At 55.5% G+C, this 14,354-nt stretch carries 15 protein-coding genes; 4 read left to right on the top strand and 11 right to left on the bottom strand.

Features of this window, described 5'->3' with window-relative positions; translation table 11 throughout:
- Positions 1 to 15: 15 nt before the first annotated feature.
- Both NQH49_RS04420 and NQH49_RS04415 read left to right on the top strand, forming a co-directional pair.
- On the top strand, positions 16 to 1,785 hold the full coding sequence (locus NQH49_RS04420) for an ABC transporter permease (RefSeq protein WP_008108966.1): 1,770 nt from the start codon (positions 16 to 18) through the stop codon (positions 1,783 to 1,785).
- The gene (locus NQH49_RS04415) at positions 1,778 to 2,848 is read left to right on the top strand and encodes an ABC transporter ATP-binding protein (RefSeq protein ID WP_256695725.1); all 1,071 of its coding nucleotides are present in this window, start codon (positions 1,778 to 1,780) and stop codon (positions 2,846 to 2,848) included. The genes NQH49_RS04420 and NQH49_RS04415 overlap by 8 nt, the downstream gene beginning before the upstream one ends.
- A gap of 159 nt (positions 2,849 to 3,007) precedes the next feature.
- Here NQH49_RS04415 and NQH49_RS04410 read toward each other — a convergent pair whose 3' ends face one another.
- From NQH49_RS04410 to NQH49_RS04390, 5 genes are all read right to left on the bottom strand, one after another.
- A complete protein-coding gene (locus NQH49_RS04410) occupies positions 3,008 to 4,753 on the bottom strand; it encodes a putative phage tail protein (RefSeq protein WP_256695723.1) in 1,746 nt (581 codons plus the stop codon).
- Between the two features lie 202 nt (positions 4,754 to 4,955).
- Positions 4,956 to 5,249, bottom strand: a complete 294-nt coding sequence (locus NQH49_RS04405) for a hypothetical protein (RefSeq protein ID WP_256695722.1) — start codon at positions 5,247 to 5,249, stop codon at positions 4,956 to 4,958.
- Positions 5,246 to 5,596 carry a DUF7940 domain-containing protein gene (locus tag NQH49_RS04400; protein WP_008108960.1) on the bottom strand — a complete coding sequence of 117 codons (351 nt, stop codon included), beginning with the start codon at positions 5,594 to 5,596 and terminating at the stop codon, positions 5,246 to 5,248. The genes NQH49_RS04405 and NQH49_RS04400 overlap by 4 nt, the downstream gene beginning before the upstream one ends.
- Positions 5,593 to 6,060 (bottom strand): lysozyme family protein, encoded by a 468-nt coding sequence (locus NQH49_RS04395; RefSeq protein WP_256695721.1) that lies wholly within the window; start codon positions 6,058 to 6,060, stop codon positions 5,593 to 5,595. Before NQH49_RS04395 ends, NQH49_RS04400 begins: the two co-directional genes overlap by 4 nt.
- 183 nt (positions 6,061 to 6,243) lie before the next feature.
- The gene (locus tag NQH49_RS04390; protein ID WP_256695720.1) at positions 6,244 to 6,522 is read right to left on the bottom strand and encodes a transcriptional antitermination N peptide; all 279 of its coding nucleotides are present in this window, start codon (positions 6,520 to 6,522) and stop codon (positions 6,244 to 6,246) included.
- Between the two features lie 42 nt (positions 6,523 to 6,564).
- Here NQH49_RS04390 and NQH49_RS04385 point away from each other — a divergent pair, with 42 nt between their 5' ends.
- Positions 6,565 to 6,864 (top strand): hypothetical protein, encoded by a 300-nt coding sequence (locus NQH49_RS04385; RefSeq protein WP_256695719.1) that lies wholly within the window; start codon positions 6,565 to 6,567, stop codon positions 6,862 to 6,864.
- Between the two features lie 73 nt (positions 6,865 to 6,937).
- Here the strand turns inward: NQH49_RS04385 and NQH49_RS04380 are convergent, their stop codons facing one another.
- The 3 genes from NQH49_RS04380 to proB all read right to left on the bottom strand — a co-directional run bounded on the left by NQH49_RS04380 (position 6,938) and on the right by proB (position 10,390).
- Positions 6,938 to 7,669, bottom strand: a complete 732-nt coding sequence (locus NQH49_RS04380) for a S24 family peptidase (protein WP_305961163.1) — start codon at positions 7,667 to 7,669, stop codon at positions 6,938 to 6,940.
- A gap of 353 nt (positions 7,670 to 8,022) precedes the next feature.
- Positions 8,023 to 9,276, bottom strand: a complete 1,254-nt coding sequence (gene proA / locus NQH49_RS04375; RefSeq protein ID WP_256698374.1) for a glutamate-5-semialdehyde dehydrogenase — start codon at positions 9,274 to 9,276, stop codon at positions 8,023 to 8,025.
- Between the two features lie 10 nt (positions 9,277 to 9,286).
- Positions 9,287 to 10,390 (bottom strand): glutamate 5-kinase, encoded by a 1,104-nt coding sequence (proB, locus tag NQH49_RS04370; protein WP_256695717.1) that lies wholly within the window; start codon positions 10,388 to 10,390, stop codon positions 9,287 to 9,289.
- Between the two features lie 246 nt (positions 10,391 to 10,636).
- Between proB and ompC the strand changes: the two genes are divergently transcribed.
- Positions 10,637 to 11,728 carry a porin OmpC gene (gene ompC, locus NQH49_RS04365; RefSeq protein ID WP_008108948.1) on the top strand — a complete coding sequence of 364 codons (1,092 nt, stop codon included), beginning with the start codon at positions 10,637 to 10,639 and terminating at the stop codon, positions 11,726 to 11,728.
- An 84-nt stretch (positions 11,729 to 11,812) separates the two neighbouring features.
- Here ompC and crl read toward each other — a convergent pair whose 3' ends face one another.
- The 3 genes from crl to gpt form a co-directional block, all read right to left on the bottom strand.
- A complete protein-coding gene (gene crl / locus NQH49_RS04360; protein WP_256695716.1) occupies positions 11,813 to 12,214 on the bottom strand; it encodes a sigma factor-binding protein Crl in 402 nt (133 codons plus the stop codon).
- A 103-nt stretch (positions 12,215 to 12,317) separates the two neighbouring features.
- Positions 12,318 to 13,565: an esterase FrsA gene (gene frsA, locus NQH49_RS04355; RefSeq protein ID WP_256695715.1), complete on the bottom strand. Its 1,248-nt coding sequence runs from the start codon at positions 13,563 to 13,565 to the stop codon at positions 12,318 to 12,320.
- A 121-nt stretch (positions 13,566 to 13,686) separates the two neighbouring features.
- Positions 13,687 to 14,148, bottom strand: coding sequence for a xanthine phosphoribosyltransferase (gpt, locus tag NQH49_RS04350; protein ID WP_008108942.1), 462 nt, complete (start codon positions 14,146 to 14,148; stop codon positions 13,687 to 13,689).
- Positions 14,149 to 14,354: the final 206 nt, after the last annotated feature.

Raw genomic sequence — 14,354 nt, 5'->3', positions numbered from 1 at the left:
ATTCAGGGTCTCAATATGCGTGCATTGCATAGAAAGTGGCAAAGCCTGCCGCGCGGCGTTGTGGTGCTGATAACCGCGCTGGTTATCTACGTTCCGCTGTCGTTTATCGTTATACAAAGCTTCTTGTCCGCGCCGTTCTTTGCGCCGTCGAAAGAGTGGAGCCTGGAATCGTTTGAATTTATTTTCACCGATCCCGATTTCTACAAAGCGCTGCGCAGCGGATTTATTCTCGCCTTTGGGCTGGTGATCATCGCCATTCCGCTGGGCGGTATTCTGGCGTTCCTGATGGTGCGAACCGATTTACCCGGCAGACGCATCATTGAGCCGCTGATCCTCGTGCCAATTTTTGTCTCGCCGATGGTGCTGGGCTTTGGATATGTGGTGGCGGCGGGCCCGGTGGGATTCTTCTCGCTGTGGGCGCAATCACTGCTCGGGTTCGTGCCGTGGAATATCTACGACATGTCGAGCATCGTGGTGATCGCTGGTCTGACGCACGTCCCGCACGCCTATCTGTATATCTCTTCTGCCCTGCGCAGCGTGGGATCGGATGTGGAAGAAGCGGCGCGTATTTCGGGTGCTTCGCCGTTGCAGGTGATGACGGCAGTGAGCTTGCCGATGGTACGCCCGTCCATTCTGTATGCCATCGTGCTGCTGTTCTTCCTCGGGCTGGAAGTGTTCGGCCTGATGCTGGTGCTGGGCGATCCTGAAGGCAACATGGTGCTGGCCACCTATCTCTATCAGCTGACCAATAAACTCGGTACGCCGTCCTATCACCTGATGGCTGCGGTGGCGGTGGTGCTGATTTGTATCACCATTCCGCTGGTGATGCTGCAACGCCGCCTGATGCGCACCGCTAACCGCTTTGTCACCGTGAAAGGTAAAGCTTCCCAGGCGCGTGCGCTGCCGCTGGGCAAATGGCGCTGGGTGGCGGGCGCAGTCGTGGCGTTCTGGCTGACGGTGACCATTGGCGTACCGCTGCTGGGCGTGGTGCTGCGTGCGTTTATCTCTAACTGGGGCGTTGGCGTTTCGATCTGGGATGAGCTGTCGATCAAGACCTTCCAGACCATCTGGGCGCAGCCCAACCTGCTGCGCGCAATCGTCAACTCAATGGCAATTGGCGTGATCGGCGGTGCGCTGGCGGTGGGTTGTTATCTGTTTATCGGTATCGCCATGCACCGAAAACCCGATAACACCACGCGCTTCCTTGATTACAGCGTGCTGGTGCCGCGTGCGGTGCCGGGTTTGCTGGCCGGTCTGGCGTTTCTCTGGGTGTTCCTGTTCCTGCCGATGTGGCTGGATAACTCGCTCAAATCGGGCTGGCTATCGGATTTCGTCTGGTCGCAGTGGCTGCGCGATCACCTGATCGTCTGGCTGCGTTCGCTGCGCAGCACCATCTTCAGCGTGTGGCTGGCCTACACCGTGGTGTGGATGGCGTATGGTCTGCGCCTGATCTCCTCAACGCTGTTACAAGTGGGTCCAGAACTGGAAGAGGCGGCGCGCAGCACCGGCGCCACACGCGGACAGATTACGCGTCACGTCACCATTCCGTTATCCCGCTACGGCCTGATTGGCTCATGGTTGCTGATGTTCCTGATTTTCGAGCGCGAATATTCCACCGGCGTGTATCTGCTTTCGCCCGGCACGGAAACCATCGGCTCAATGCTGGTTTCCCTGTGGGCGGCGGGCGCGATTGATATCGTTGCCGCACTCTCCTTTATTAACATCCTGCTGGTCGTGGTCGGATTGGGTATTGCCCTGCGATTTGGAGTCAAATTACATGATTGAATTATCGGTTGAGAACCTGCACTTAACGTACGGCGACAATCCGGTGCTTAAAGGCGTGTCGATGAATTTGCAGCGCGGCGAAGTGGTCTCCCTGCTTGGCCCGTCCGGCAGTGGCAAAACTACACTGCTGCGCGCGGTCGCCGGGCTGGAGAAGCCGACTCAGGGCACGATTGTGATTGGCAACAATACGGTTTACGCCGGAACGCCGCGTAGCGAGATCCCAGCGGAAGAACGTAATCTGGGATTGGTGTTCCAGTCCTACGCGCTGTGGCCACACAAAACCGTGTTCGAGAACGTGGCCTATCCGCTGAAGCTGCGCAAAGTGGCGGCGGCGGAGATCACTCAACGCGTGCAGGATGTGTTGAACCAGCTTGGCCTCGGCCACCTCGGCAAACGCCATCCGCACCAGCTTTCTGGCGGTCAGCAGCAGCGTGTAGCGATTGGCCGTGCGCTGGTGTACAACCCGCCGGTGATCCTGCTGGATGAACCATTGTCGAACCTCGACGCCAAACTGCGCGAAGAGGCGCGCGTGTTCCTGCGCGAGTTGATTATCAAGCTGGGCTTATCGGCGTTAATGGTGACGCACGATCAGAATGAGGCGATGGCGATTTCCGACCGTATCTTGCTGCTCAATAACGGCAAAATCGAACAGCAAGGCACGCCGCAGGAGATGTACGGCTCGCCAAAAACCCTGTTCACCGCCGAGTTCATGGGCAGTAATAATCGGCTGCACGGCAAAATCACCGAGTTGCGCGACGGCAAAGCGCGCATCGAGGGCAAAGGCTGGGCATTGTGGGGATTGGCAGGCGCAGGTGTGCAAAGCGGTCAGGATGCCACGGCGGTGATCCGCGTCGAGCGCGTGAAACTTGTTGAGGGGCCGGGCGAAAACCAGCTGGAACTGCCGCTGCTCACCAGCATGTATCTCGGCGATCGTTGGGAATATTTGTTCCGCACCTCCGGCGATGATTTTGTGATTCGCGCCTACGGCACCGAGGTGCGCGATCCGCAGCACTGCCATCTGGCGTTGCCGGAAAACCATGTGTGGATCTTCCCGAAAGGGTAATGTTCAACCAGGTCGCCATATATGGCGACCCTACGAAAACCTCTCCATATAACCGTAGGGTCGTCATTTATGGCGACCTTATTCATCACCGCACACTTTTCAAACAATTTTTGCAAAAAAAAAAGCGAGGCCGAAGCCTCGCCAAAAAGATGCCAGCCCTCAATCGTAATAAGGAAGTTTACGATCGACACCGTTAATGTTGACCAGCACAAAGCCCGTCGGCGCCGTTTTGTTGGTCGGTGTGCCGGCTGCCGTCGCGACAGTTAGCACCCCTTTCTCATTCGCCCCAATTCCCGCCAATCCATTATGCAAACCAAAACGCGCCGCCGGCTTGAATCCACCCAGCTTGGTGGTATCGGTCACCACCGAGAAGTCCTGCTGGAACAGCGAGCAGGAACCGGTATCGAAACGCGTTGGACCGGTACATTTCAGGTTCAGCATGGTATCGCCACTGTTGGCGCGCAGTTTTACCCACACCGCCGCATAGGTGGTGCCGACACGGCTGTAACGAATATCCAGCACCGCAGGTTGCCCCATGTGATAGGCATCGGCCCACACTGTTTCCAGGCGCTGCAGATTGACCCAGGTTTTGCCGGTCGCCGCCACGTTGACCGGCGAACCCGCTGTGCCGGTGGGCTGGGTGGCATCCGCTTTACCAATAAACTCCATCACCCACTGCTGGTTGGCGTTCGGGAAGAACAGCTGCCCGACGCGGTACCAATTATCGGTATCGGTGTTATTGGTAATTTTGTAGCCGCTGTAATAGCCGGCGCGCAGCGATCCGGTCATGAAGGTGCCGTAGTTTTCGTCGCGACGATAGCCATATTCAAAGGTGGACAACCAACGTCCGGCGGCGGCATCCAGGCTGAGTTTCGCGCCGGATTGCAGGTTGAGCTGGCGGATCACCACGCGCGCATTGTTGAGGTTCAACGGCGTGCCGCAATCCTCAATGTTCAGCGTATCCACCGTCCAGCCGCCGTCAGAGAGATCGCCCGGATTACGCGTGTGTTCGATCCACACGTTGCGAATAATCCCCTGCGTCACGCGCGGCATGTAGAGCGTGGCGTCGCCGTAACCGGTCTGGAAGTTACAGTTACACAGTTCAATCGCCGTGGAGTGATCCCACGCGCCTTTAGGCGAGTTTGACCAGCCAACATCAAACACGCGCGCATAGGTATACAGGGTGTAAATCTGGTCGAATTTACTGTCGAGGGTATCCAGTACTTTAATCACCGTACCGCCGTTATTCTGCGCGCGGAAACAGTAGATATTGACGGTGGTGCCTTCGATGCAGGTGTTTTCGAAGAACGGCTGCACGTTGCTGCACATATCGGAGGTGATGGTGCTTTTGTTGGTGGTGATATCGGCCGATGCCTGGCCGTTCCACGCAATACCTCGGATGGAGGTACGACGCGCCTTCACCTTGAACACCGTGTTGGCACTTTTGTCGGAAATAATGGTGGTACGCGGCAACGAACCCAGCTCCACATCATCGCCTTGCAAACCAAAGAAGGCGCGCTCGGTGCCGCTGATGTCGATCGGGCTGATCAGGAATTTACCGCCAGGGAAACGCACCGGCAACGCGGTGATATTGCCCGAATAGCTTTGCGTCCACGCCAGCATGCGGTTAAAGGCGTCGGTATCGTTGGCGTAACCATCGCCTTTGGCACCGAAGTGATACACGTTGATCTCCGACGGATCGTTAATCACGCGTTTCCAGTAAAAACCGTTACCGATCACCAGCGTACCGCCATCTTCCACCGCCGTTGTGGTGCCGATAAAACCGGTAAAATCACCGCCACCGTGGAAGGTGGAGTCCGCGTTGTAACGACGTAAGAATGCCAGATCGCCGTTTTTGGCCGGAACAGTGGTGCGCAGTTCTGCGTAAGAGTTAACTTCGATCATTATAGCCTCCTCGGCTTTTCGGGTAGGTAATGCAAATGCAAGTGAGCAGCGTTAGTGAGCCGGTTGGCCGCAGTGCTGATCCCAAAGATCGTTGTGATTGTTGATGGCGCGCACGGTGCGAACGTCCATGCGCTCGGCGTCATTGCCGTGGGTGTAAATCGGGGAAAAAAGGGTGCAGGCTGAGTCGATGACGGCGGGAGCTTCAGGGCTGGTGGTATTTCGACTGCTGCAACTTGTCGCGAGCAGCAGCGTCATCAAGATTAAGGTTGCTGGCTTCCACACGTTTGGCCTCCTCGCGCAGCTGTTGCTGCTGCTGGTTAACCGCTACCGCTTGCGCCGCAGCTTTATCGGCGCGCTCGACGGCGGATTTGGATGCTTGCTGTACCTTGCCGATTTTCTTGCCACCGAAGTAGCTGGCGACCAGCGCGGCAATCACGCCCGCCAGCGCGGCCAGCCAATGCCAGCTGCCGCCGAGCAATGTGGTGAGAATTGTCATGCTTTTTCCTCCATGGCGATTTTCTGCTGGTTAAGGCCTTTCTGGCGGACGAACTGAGCAATAACGCCCATCGCCACCATAAAGGCCCCAATCAGCCCCAAATAGTTGTGCGGCAGAATCTCTTTCACATCGGGCGGCATGCTGTTCCAGGCATCAAGCGCAGCGCTGGGAAACGATTGCACCCATGCGCTAAGCATCGAACCGAGCGACGCCAGCCACACCGACCAGGTTTTGAATAACAGCCGCGCATGTTTGACGAACTCCAGCGTGGTGAAACGCTGCATGATCAGCACCACAATAATCACCAGCAGCACCGCAATAATAAAAATCAGCAATTTCAGATTCATAGCAGTCCCCGATAGATGTCATAGGTGCCACTGCGCATCACTTCGGCATGGCGCCGTGCGCGGCCCGAGGTTTGACGCGCCCACAGGCTATCGAGCATCGCGTTCGCCGCACTATTGAAGTCGCCCTGAGTAATCGCGGTGAGCATGCTGCGAAACATCGCCAATCCATCAATACCCAGCTGATAGCCCATGCTGATCAGCACATCGCAGCGCGCTTCATTGCATTTGGCCAGTGCCTGCTGCACCAGCGCACGTTGATGCATCTGCTGCACCTTGCCCTCAACAATGCACTGCTTCCACACATCGCCCACCGGACGCGGCACCTGGAAGATGTAGTTGCTGAGCGAGGCACCTTTTGGGCCGATGCGAATGCCGCCCGCGACCGTGGGAAAACCCAGTGTGTCGAGATAAGGCGCTTCGCGGTAACCCTCTTCGAAATTCAGGATGGCAATAATCTGGCTCATAGAAATTCCTCTTTGACGGGCGCAACAGTCCGAAAATGGCTGCGCAAAACAGCAAAAAAACATAAATTCCGCTGATCGTTTACAGCATTGAGCGCGTTGTTTGGTAAGCGAAACGCTCAAGAATGGTTAAACAGTGAGCAACAATGGAACGTTCCGTTTAAAACTGGGGAAAGTGATGCAGGTTTAGCGCACGGCGTACAAGTAAACGTGGGGCAAACAGCAGTTATCGACGCTCGCTTGCGCCTGCTGAACGCGGGCAGGCGCTAACACGGCGCAATCCACGCGCGACAGCGTCTGGCGCTGGCAGATGCGTTCAGCAGTACGTAGGGTGACATTTTCGTATTCGATGCCGAGTGCGCTATCGATGCTGCGCTTAAGGCGGCTGAGGGATTGACGTCGCCGATGGCGGCGTGTGCGTGCATTGCCGGTAAATACTGACTTCCCATATTGGATAATCGCCATAACTCCTCCTGTTAATGAGTCTTAGGCGATGGGGTGGCAGGCATGGCGATGCGGCTGATGCCGACGCGTTCGCTGTTCCTCCGGAAAATACTCGACGTCAACTCGCCCGGCTGCATTCGCGGCCAGGGTGAAGTAGAGGAGAGTGAAAAACAGAGGGCAACTGACAACGCTGCAAAGTGCGTATCCACCCCATCCCAAAGTTCACTAACTTTGGATGGTATGTATCGCGCTTGTGCAGCGCCTCAATTGTTTAAGAGCGGGCTCATCCGTGAGCAGATATGTTGTCCATCCATGCTCAAATTATTAACAGGTTCTAATGCATTGGCAAACACCAATGGTTAATTTTTTATTTACCAGCAGTTAAATTTATGATTTCAGCCAAAATATTTTTTTGTCGCAATCTGGCGTTTTGTGATCAGCCCAGTATTTGATAATCCCGCGCCTGGCTCATGATCACCCGCGCCACCACTTGCAGCGTCCTGGCTTCTTCCAGCGTGAGATACCAGGTTTCATAGCGCTTATTATCGGAGATTACCGCGACCTTTTTGTGCTGAAGTTGCAGGCGTTTGAGATAGAGCTGATCGTCAAGCGTGAACAGATAAATGCCATCGCCGTCGAAGCGATGCACGCTGATATCGACAAACAGCTGATCGCGCGGCGCGAAGGTGCCGGCCATCGAATCGCTGTTGAGTGCGATGAGGCGAATATTCTCGGCCGGGCGGCCGTTAAACAGCACCCGCGCCTCTTCCAACCCATATTCAATGGCTTGAATGGTCTCCACCAGTTCATCGCGCGTAGAACTACTGCGCACGCCGTGCTGGCCGATATCCAAACTCTCAACGCGAAACAGCTGCTGTGGATCGACTAAACTGCGCTGCGTCAGCAACGCGGCCGGTTTTTCCATGCCAAATTGCAGCCACTCAACGCGCACGTCGAGTAACTGGCTAAGCGCCAGTAAATTATTATCATCAGGTATCGATTGTCCGTTAAACCATTTCCACACCCCCGGCGTTGAGATCTTGCATCCCCTTTCTTGCAGCGCAAGCGCAACCTGTTTGTTTCGTCCATGTCCGACAATTCCCGCGCTTTCGCATGCGGCAATCAGCCTGGCAGTGAATGCTTGTCTCGTACTCTCTTTTTTAACCATCAGTTAATAATCTGCCTTCAGTAAAAGACTGAATGTTATTTTCATTTTTGCTACCAGTTCATTTTATATTACCGGCAGTTTACTACCCAACCGCTTTTATCAATGAAGCTGGACAATCATTATCGCTTTCGCTTAGGCCGAAACCAGTGTTCAGTGCTATATCGCTTGTTCTGTCAGGAGTTTTCAGGATTGTTCTGTAACTATAAGACCAGCATCTAAAGGAAAAAATGGGTGAAAAGCCGCGAGCCCGCCATAGATGACAGAAATAAATCAAAAAGCTCTTGGAATGAGTGGATCGAAAGCAAAAAAAATGGGCACCGTTTTCGGTGCCCATTGTCATGCAGAGGCGAACATTAACGACGCAGCGTATCGTCGCCCCAACCTATCCATTTGTAGGTGGTCAACGCTTCAAGTCCCATTGGACCGCGCGCGTGCAGCTTCTGCGTGCTCACCGCCACTTCGGCACCCAGACCAAACTGGCCGCCGTCGGTGAAGCGCGTGCTGGCGTTAACGTATACCGCCGATGAGTCAACCTGGTTGACGAAGCGATTGGCGTTGCCAATGCTGCGCGTCAGAATGCCATCAGAGTGCTGCGTGCCGTGTTCACGTATATGCGCGATGGCTTCATCGATATCCGCCACCAGCTTAACGTTCAGATCGTTGGACAACCATTCGTCATCATAATTTTCTGCTTGCACCGCCACCACCTCGACAGCACCGTTTTGCAGCAGCGCCAGCACATTTTCGTCGGCGTGCAGCGCAATCTTCTCTTGCGCCATACGTTGCAGGAAAGCCGGAATGAAGTTGTCCGCCTGACCGCGATGGATCAGCAGCGTTTCCAGCGAATTGCAGGCGCTTGGACGCTGCTTCTTGGCATTAACGATCACTTCCAGCGCGGCCTCAGTCTCCATGGTTTCATCAAGATAGAGATGGCACACGCCGATGCCGCCGGTGATCACCGGAATGGTGGAGTTTTCACGGCACAGCTTGTGCAAACCCGCGCCGCCGCGGGGGATCAGCATATCGACGTAGCGATCGAGCTTCAGCAGCTGATTCACCAGCTCGCGATCCGGGTTTTCAATCGCCTGCACCGCCCCCGCCGGTAAACCGTGCTGGGTCAGCGCATTCTGGATCACGCGCACCGTGGCGGCGTTGGTGCGATAAGTCTCTTTGCCGCCGCGCAGAATCGCCGCGTTACCGGTTTTCAGGCACAGCGATGCCACATCAACAGTCACGTTGGGGCGCGCTTCGTAAATCACGCCAACCACGCCGAGCGGCACGCGACGACGTTCGATGCGCAAGCCGCTATCGAGCTGGCCGCCGTCAATCAGCTGACCAACCGGATCCGCCAGGCGACACACCTGACGCACGTCATCGGCAATGCCTTTCAGGCGCTGCGGGTTGAGCGTCAGGCGATCGAGCAGCGCTTCGCTCATGCCGTTTTGGCGCGCATCCGCCAGATCCTGCTCGTTGGCCGACAGAATGTCCGCGCTTTCCGCTTCCAGACGATCGGCGATGCTCAGCAGCACCTGATTTTTTTGTTCGGTGGAGAGTTCCGCCAGTTTGTACGACGCAGCACGCGCCGCTTTACCCATCTCTTCTAACATCATCCGCTCCTTAACTGACGATCATGTCGTCGCGGTGCACCGCTACCGGGCCATATTCGTAACCGAGGATCTCGCCGATTTCCTGGCTGTGATGACCGGCAATCATGCGCATGGCATCGCTGTTATAACGCGTGACGCCGTGGGCGATATCGCGCCCTTGCAGATTGCGAATACGGATTACTTCACCGCGCGAGAAATTGCCCTGCACGTCACGGATGCCTTTTGGCAGCAGCGAACTGCCGCGCTCCAGCATCGCGGCCAGCGCGCCATCATCAATGGTGATTTCGCCTGCCGGCGGTGCGCCGAAGATCCAGCGCTTACGGTTCTCCAGCGGCGACTGCTGCGCGTGGAAACGCGTGCCGACCGGTTTGCCATGCAGCACATCGCTGATCACGTCCGGACGGCTGCCGGCGGCGATGATCACATCAATGCCGGCGCGGCAAGCGACGTCCGCCGCCTGCAGTTTGGTTGCCATGCCGCCGGTTCCCAAGCCGGATACGCTGCCGCCCGCGAGGGTGCGTAACGCATCGTCAATCTGTTGCACGTCGCTGATCAACTCCGCTTCCGGATTGGTACGCGGATCGGCGGTGAACAGCCCTTGCTGATCGGTCAGCAGCAGCAGTTTATCTGCGCCACCGAGCATAGCCGCCAGCGCCGACAGATTGTCATTGTCGCCCACTTTAATTTCGGCAGTCGCCACCGCATCGTTCTCGTTAATCACCGGCACGATGTGGTTGTCGAGCAGCGCACGCAGCATGTCACGCGCGTAGAGAAAACGTTCACGGTCCTCCATATCGGCGCGCGTCAGCAGCATCTGCCCGATGTGAATGCCGTAAATCGAGAACAGTTGTTCCCACAGCTGGATCAAACGGCTCTGCCCCACCGCAGCCAGCAGCTGCTTTGAGGCGATGGTAGGTGGCAGTTCGGGGTAACCAAGGTGTTCGCGTCCGGCAGCGATTGCGCCAGAGGTGACGATAACAATGCGATGGCCTGCCGCGTGCAACTGCGCACACTGACGAACCAACTCCACCATGTGCGCCCGATTCAACCGACGCGAACCGCCGGTGAGGACACTAGTTCCCAACTTGACCACAAGGGTCTGACTGCCACTCATGTTTTTCCTGCCATGTAAGAAAAAAATCTGCGAAGGGACGTTTTATCAGGAGTGAGCAAGGAAGCCAACAACAGCAAGGGGAAAAGCACAAAAATCCCCTGACAATGCGGTAGACCAAAAGTTCGCGATTAACAAGAAATCCGAAAAACTGTCATAAAACGTTCATCACCACCCGGTAAAAAGTTCCGTGTTTTACAAAACCTTTCACGGGTACAACAAATTTTACTCATTGGGATTGATAGCAAAATGAAGAAGAGCACACTGGCATTAGTTGTATCAGCGCTGGCACTGGCTTCCACCGCAAACGCCGCAGAAGTGTATAACAAAGACGGTAATAAACTGGACTTCTACGGCCGTGTTAAAGCTGAACACTACTTCAGCGATAACGCGTCAAGCGACGGCGACAAATCTTACGTGCGTATCGGTTTCAAAGGCCAGACGCAGATTAATGACCTGATGACCGGTTACGGTCAGTGGGAATATCAGTACAACGTGAACAACTCTGAAGGTTCAGACGCCAACGCTGGCAACAAAACCCGTCTGGGCTTTGCCGGTCTGAAATTCGGTCAATACGGTTCATTCGACTACGGTCGTAACTACGGCGTACTTTACGACGTAGAAGCCTGGACTGACGTATTCCCAGAGTTCGGCGGTGACGGCACGGCGCGTACCGATAACTTCATGACTGCGCGTGCAACTGGCGTGGCCACTTACCGCAACAGCAACTTCTTTGGTCTGGTTGATGGCCTGCGCTTCGCGCTGCAATATCAGGGCAAAAACGACTCCACCAGCGCCAACGCCCGTGGCAGCATCACCGATACTTCGCGCCAGAACGGCGACGGTTACGGTGCGTCACTGGGTTACACCATCGCTGACACCGGCATCAGCCTTATGTCTGCCATCACCTCTTCTGACCGTACTAACCAGCAGCAGCTGCAAGCGCTGGGTAGCGGTGATAAAGCGGAATCATGGGGCGCGGGTATCAAATACGATGCTAACAGCATCTACCTGGCTTCTATCTACACCGAAACCCGCAACATGACGCCAATCGGCACGCGTGGTTTTGCTAACAAAGCGCAGAACTTCGAAGTGGTCGCGCAGTATCAGTTCGACTTCGGCCTGCGTCCGTCCCTCGGCTATATCCAGACCAAAGGCAAAGACATCGAAGGGATCGGTGACGAGGATCTGGTTAAATACATCGACGTGGGCATGACTTACTACTTCAACAAAAACATGTCGACCTTCGTGGATTACAAAATCAACCAGCTGGATGACAACAACAAGCTGAACCTGAACAACGATGACGTTGTGGCGGTTGGCCTGACGTATCAGTTCTAAGCTGTAAGCTGTACCCTCGCTGTGTCTATAAAAAAAGAGCCGGCTCATCACCGGCTCTTTCCTGTTTAAACCCTTAAATACTGATTAGGCGCTCAATTTCACCGGCTCTTCTTTAAAGCCTTCCGCCGGACGCAGATCGAGTTTCTGTTCCAGCAGCATCGCCTTCAAGCGCTCATGGAAATTACGCAGCGTGCTTTCCACTTTGGCATTGTTCTCTTTGCCTTTGATGGTTGCCGTGCCCCAATCACCCGCTTTATCAAACAGGCCAAAATGATATTCGTAAGTAAAGTGATCTTCATAGGCTTCCAGCGTCATCCACCAGCCCCAAAACTCACGTAGCTCTGGTGCAGGCTTAACATTGACACACGCTGCCAGGCAATCGAAGAAGAAGCGTGTCTCTTCGCATTTGCCTTCACGGATATACGGCCCCAATTCGGTGAAGCGCTTAAGCAGGCGACTACGGGGGTGACCACTCGGTAATGTCATCTCTTTTCCCTTAACCCTTTAAATTGCACTTCCAGCTTTCCATTAAATTAAAAAATGGAAAATCCCGGATATAAGTAGTAGCAGAGTTCAGGGATTTCGCCAGCTAGCTTTTCAACTGTTTTGCCAGCCAGTCACAAATTTGATTTAGCGCTTTGTCAAAACTGGCAAAAACCGGCTTGGCCGGAATCGCCAGCGTCTTGCCCTGCGAGGAGGAGTTGGCGATCAACTGCGCGTCCGCTTCCGGACCGAAAATATCATCCGGCCAATAAGCTGCCAGCATCGGCGTTGGCGTGCGGCGGCCGAGCAAACCTTGCACCTTCAGAGAGTAGCGATTGAGCTCAATGCGCAGATTGCTGTCCGAAGTTGACGACATACCGAGGCGGCTCGCCAGCATATCCATATACATATCCGGCAGCTGCTGCTGTTGCTGCGCATCGACAAACACGCTGTGCACCATCGCCCCCAGCGTCGCTACCGCGCGGACTCGCGGCACTTCCAGATAAGCCAGACGCGTCGCCACGTTGGCACCGAAACGGTAGCCCAGCAGCGCCACGCGGGTGTGATCGATCCACGGCACATTGCTCAGTTCACGCAGCACCTGCTGATGCACCTGGCTGGTGTCCTGATTGAGCATCCATTTGCTGCTGAAGCCTACCGACGGCATATCCAGCGTCAGCATGGCGATACCGCGCGGCGCGAGATAGTCATGGAACAGGCGATAGTGATCGCTTTGCAGCGAATCAAGCCCACCGCACAGCAGCACCGTGGGATATGGCGCTTCGGCCTGCGCTGGCATGTGCAGGAAGCCGGTTACCGGACTCCCGCCGCTCATGGGGAAGGTCAGGGATTTCAGTTCGCCCGGCAGACGCTGCGTGGCCTCTTCGTAGGCGCGATTGGCCAGCACCTGCGCCTGATCCGCCAGCTCATCGCCTTTAATATAAGGATAAGCCGCGAGGCTGAACAGATTGGCGGCGTGCAACCAATGCTGACCGGCGTCGTCATGGTTCTCACTTTCTAACGCGCGCTGCTGCCAGATGGCTGCCTGCTTCGACCACTCGTAATTCCAGTTGCCACCGCGATAACCAATCACAGTATCAAGCAGGGCTTCATGGGTGCGCTCAAACTCGCTCACCGCAATACGCGCCAGCACTTCGCTGATCTCCTGCGGCGACAACCCGCGCCACGTCCACAGCAACTTGTTCAGCATGCGATACCAGCCGCGCTGCGTATCGCCTTCGAGGGCGTTGTGCACCTGCACGGCGGCGTGATGCTGGCGGTGCACTAATGAGGAGGTTTCCGGGTGTTTAAAACGCGGTTTGAACAGTTCTTCGCTCAGGTTTTTATCAGACATCTCAGCTATTCTCCTGCCAACAACGTGGCGATGGCTAAGAGTGTACTGCACCCGTGATACGCGCGCGAGGCGCAGAAAGCACAACGCCCGGCATAACCGGGCGTTGTTTGCGATGCATCAATCAGGCGCCTTTGACGATTGGCGGGATGTAGACCACGCCCATGTCCCACGGCTGCTCGATCCAGGTGTTCTGCGGGATATCGACAATGTAGTCGTCCACCAGCGCGCGGCCAGCTGGCTTGGCGAAGATGGTGCAGAAACGCGCTTTTGGATACATATCGCGAATCGCCTGCGCGGTGCCGCCGGTATCCACCAGGTCGTCAATGACGATGAAGCCTTCACCGTCGCCTTCAGCACGCTTCAGCACTTTCATTTCGCGCTGATGATCGTGATCGTAGCTGGAGATGCACACGGTATCGACATAGCGAATACCGAGTTCACGCGCCAGCAGCGATGCCGGAACCAGACCACCACGGCTTACCGCGATGATACCTTTCCACTGTTCCACAGGAAGCAGGCGCTGGGCCAGTTTACGGGCATGGATTTGCAACATGTCCCAGGTTACGACGTATTTTTCGCTCATATAAAGGAATCCCGGCCAAGAAACTTGGCTTAAAAAATATGCAAGGGGGAAAAGGTTGCGCGAGATTATAAGGATCTGACGCCTCAAAAACCAGCATCTGTCTTACTGGTTGCAGGTTTTTAGCGCGCCTGATTACGCACCCGGCGAGAAACAGTGATATTCTCAGGCCCATCACGTCAGATGCTCTGACGACGATTTTTACTGGA

This window comes from Pantoea trifolii (assembly GCF_024506435.1).
Classification (GTDB): Bacteria; Pseudomonadota; Gammaproteobacteria; order Enterobacterales; family Enterobacteriaceae; genus Pantoea; species Pantoea trifolii.
Note: the sequence above shows the minus strand (reverse complement) of the source record. Positions and strands in the feature narration are given on the sequence as shown.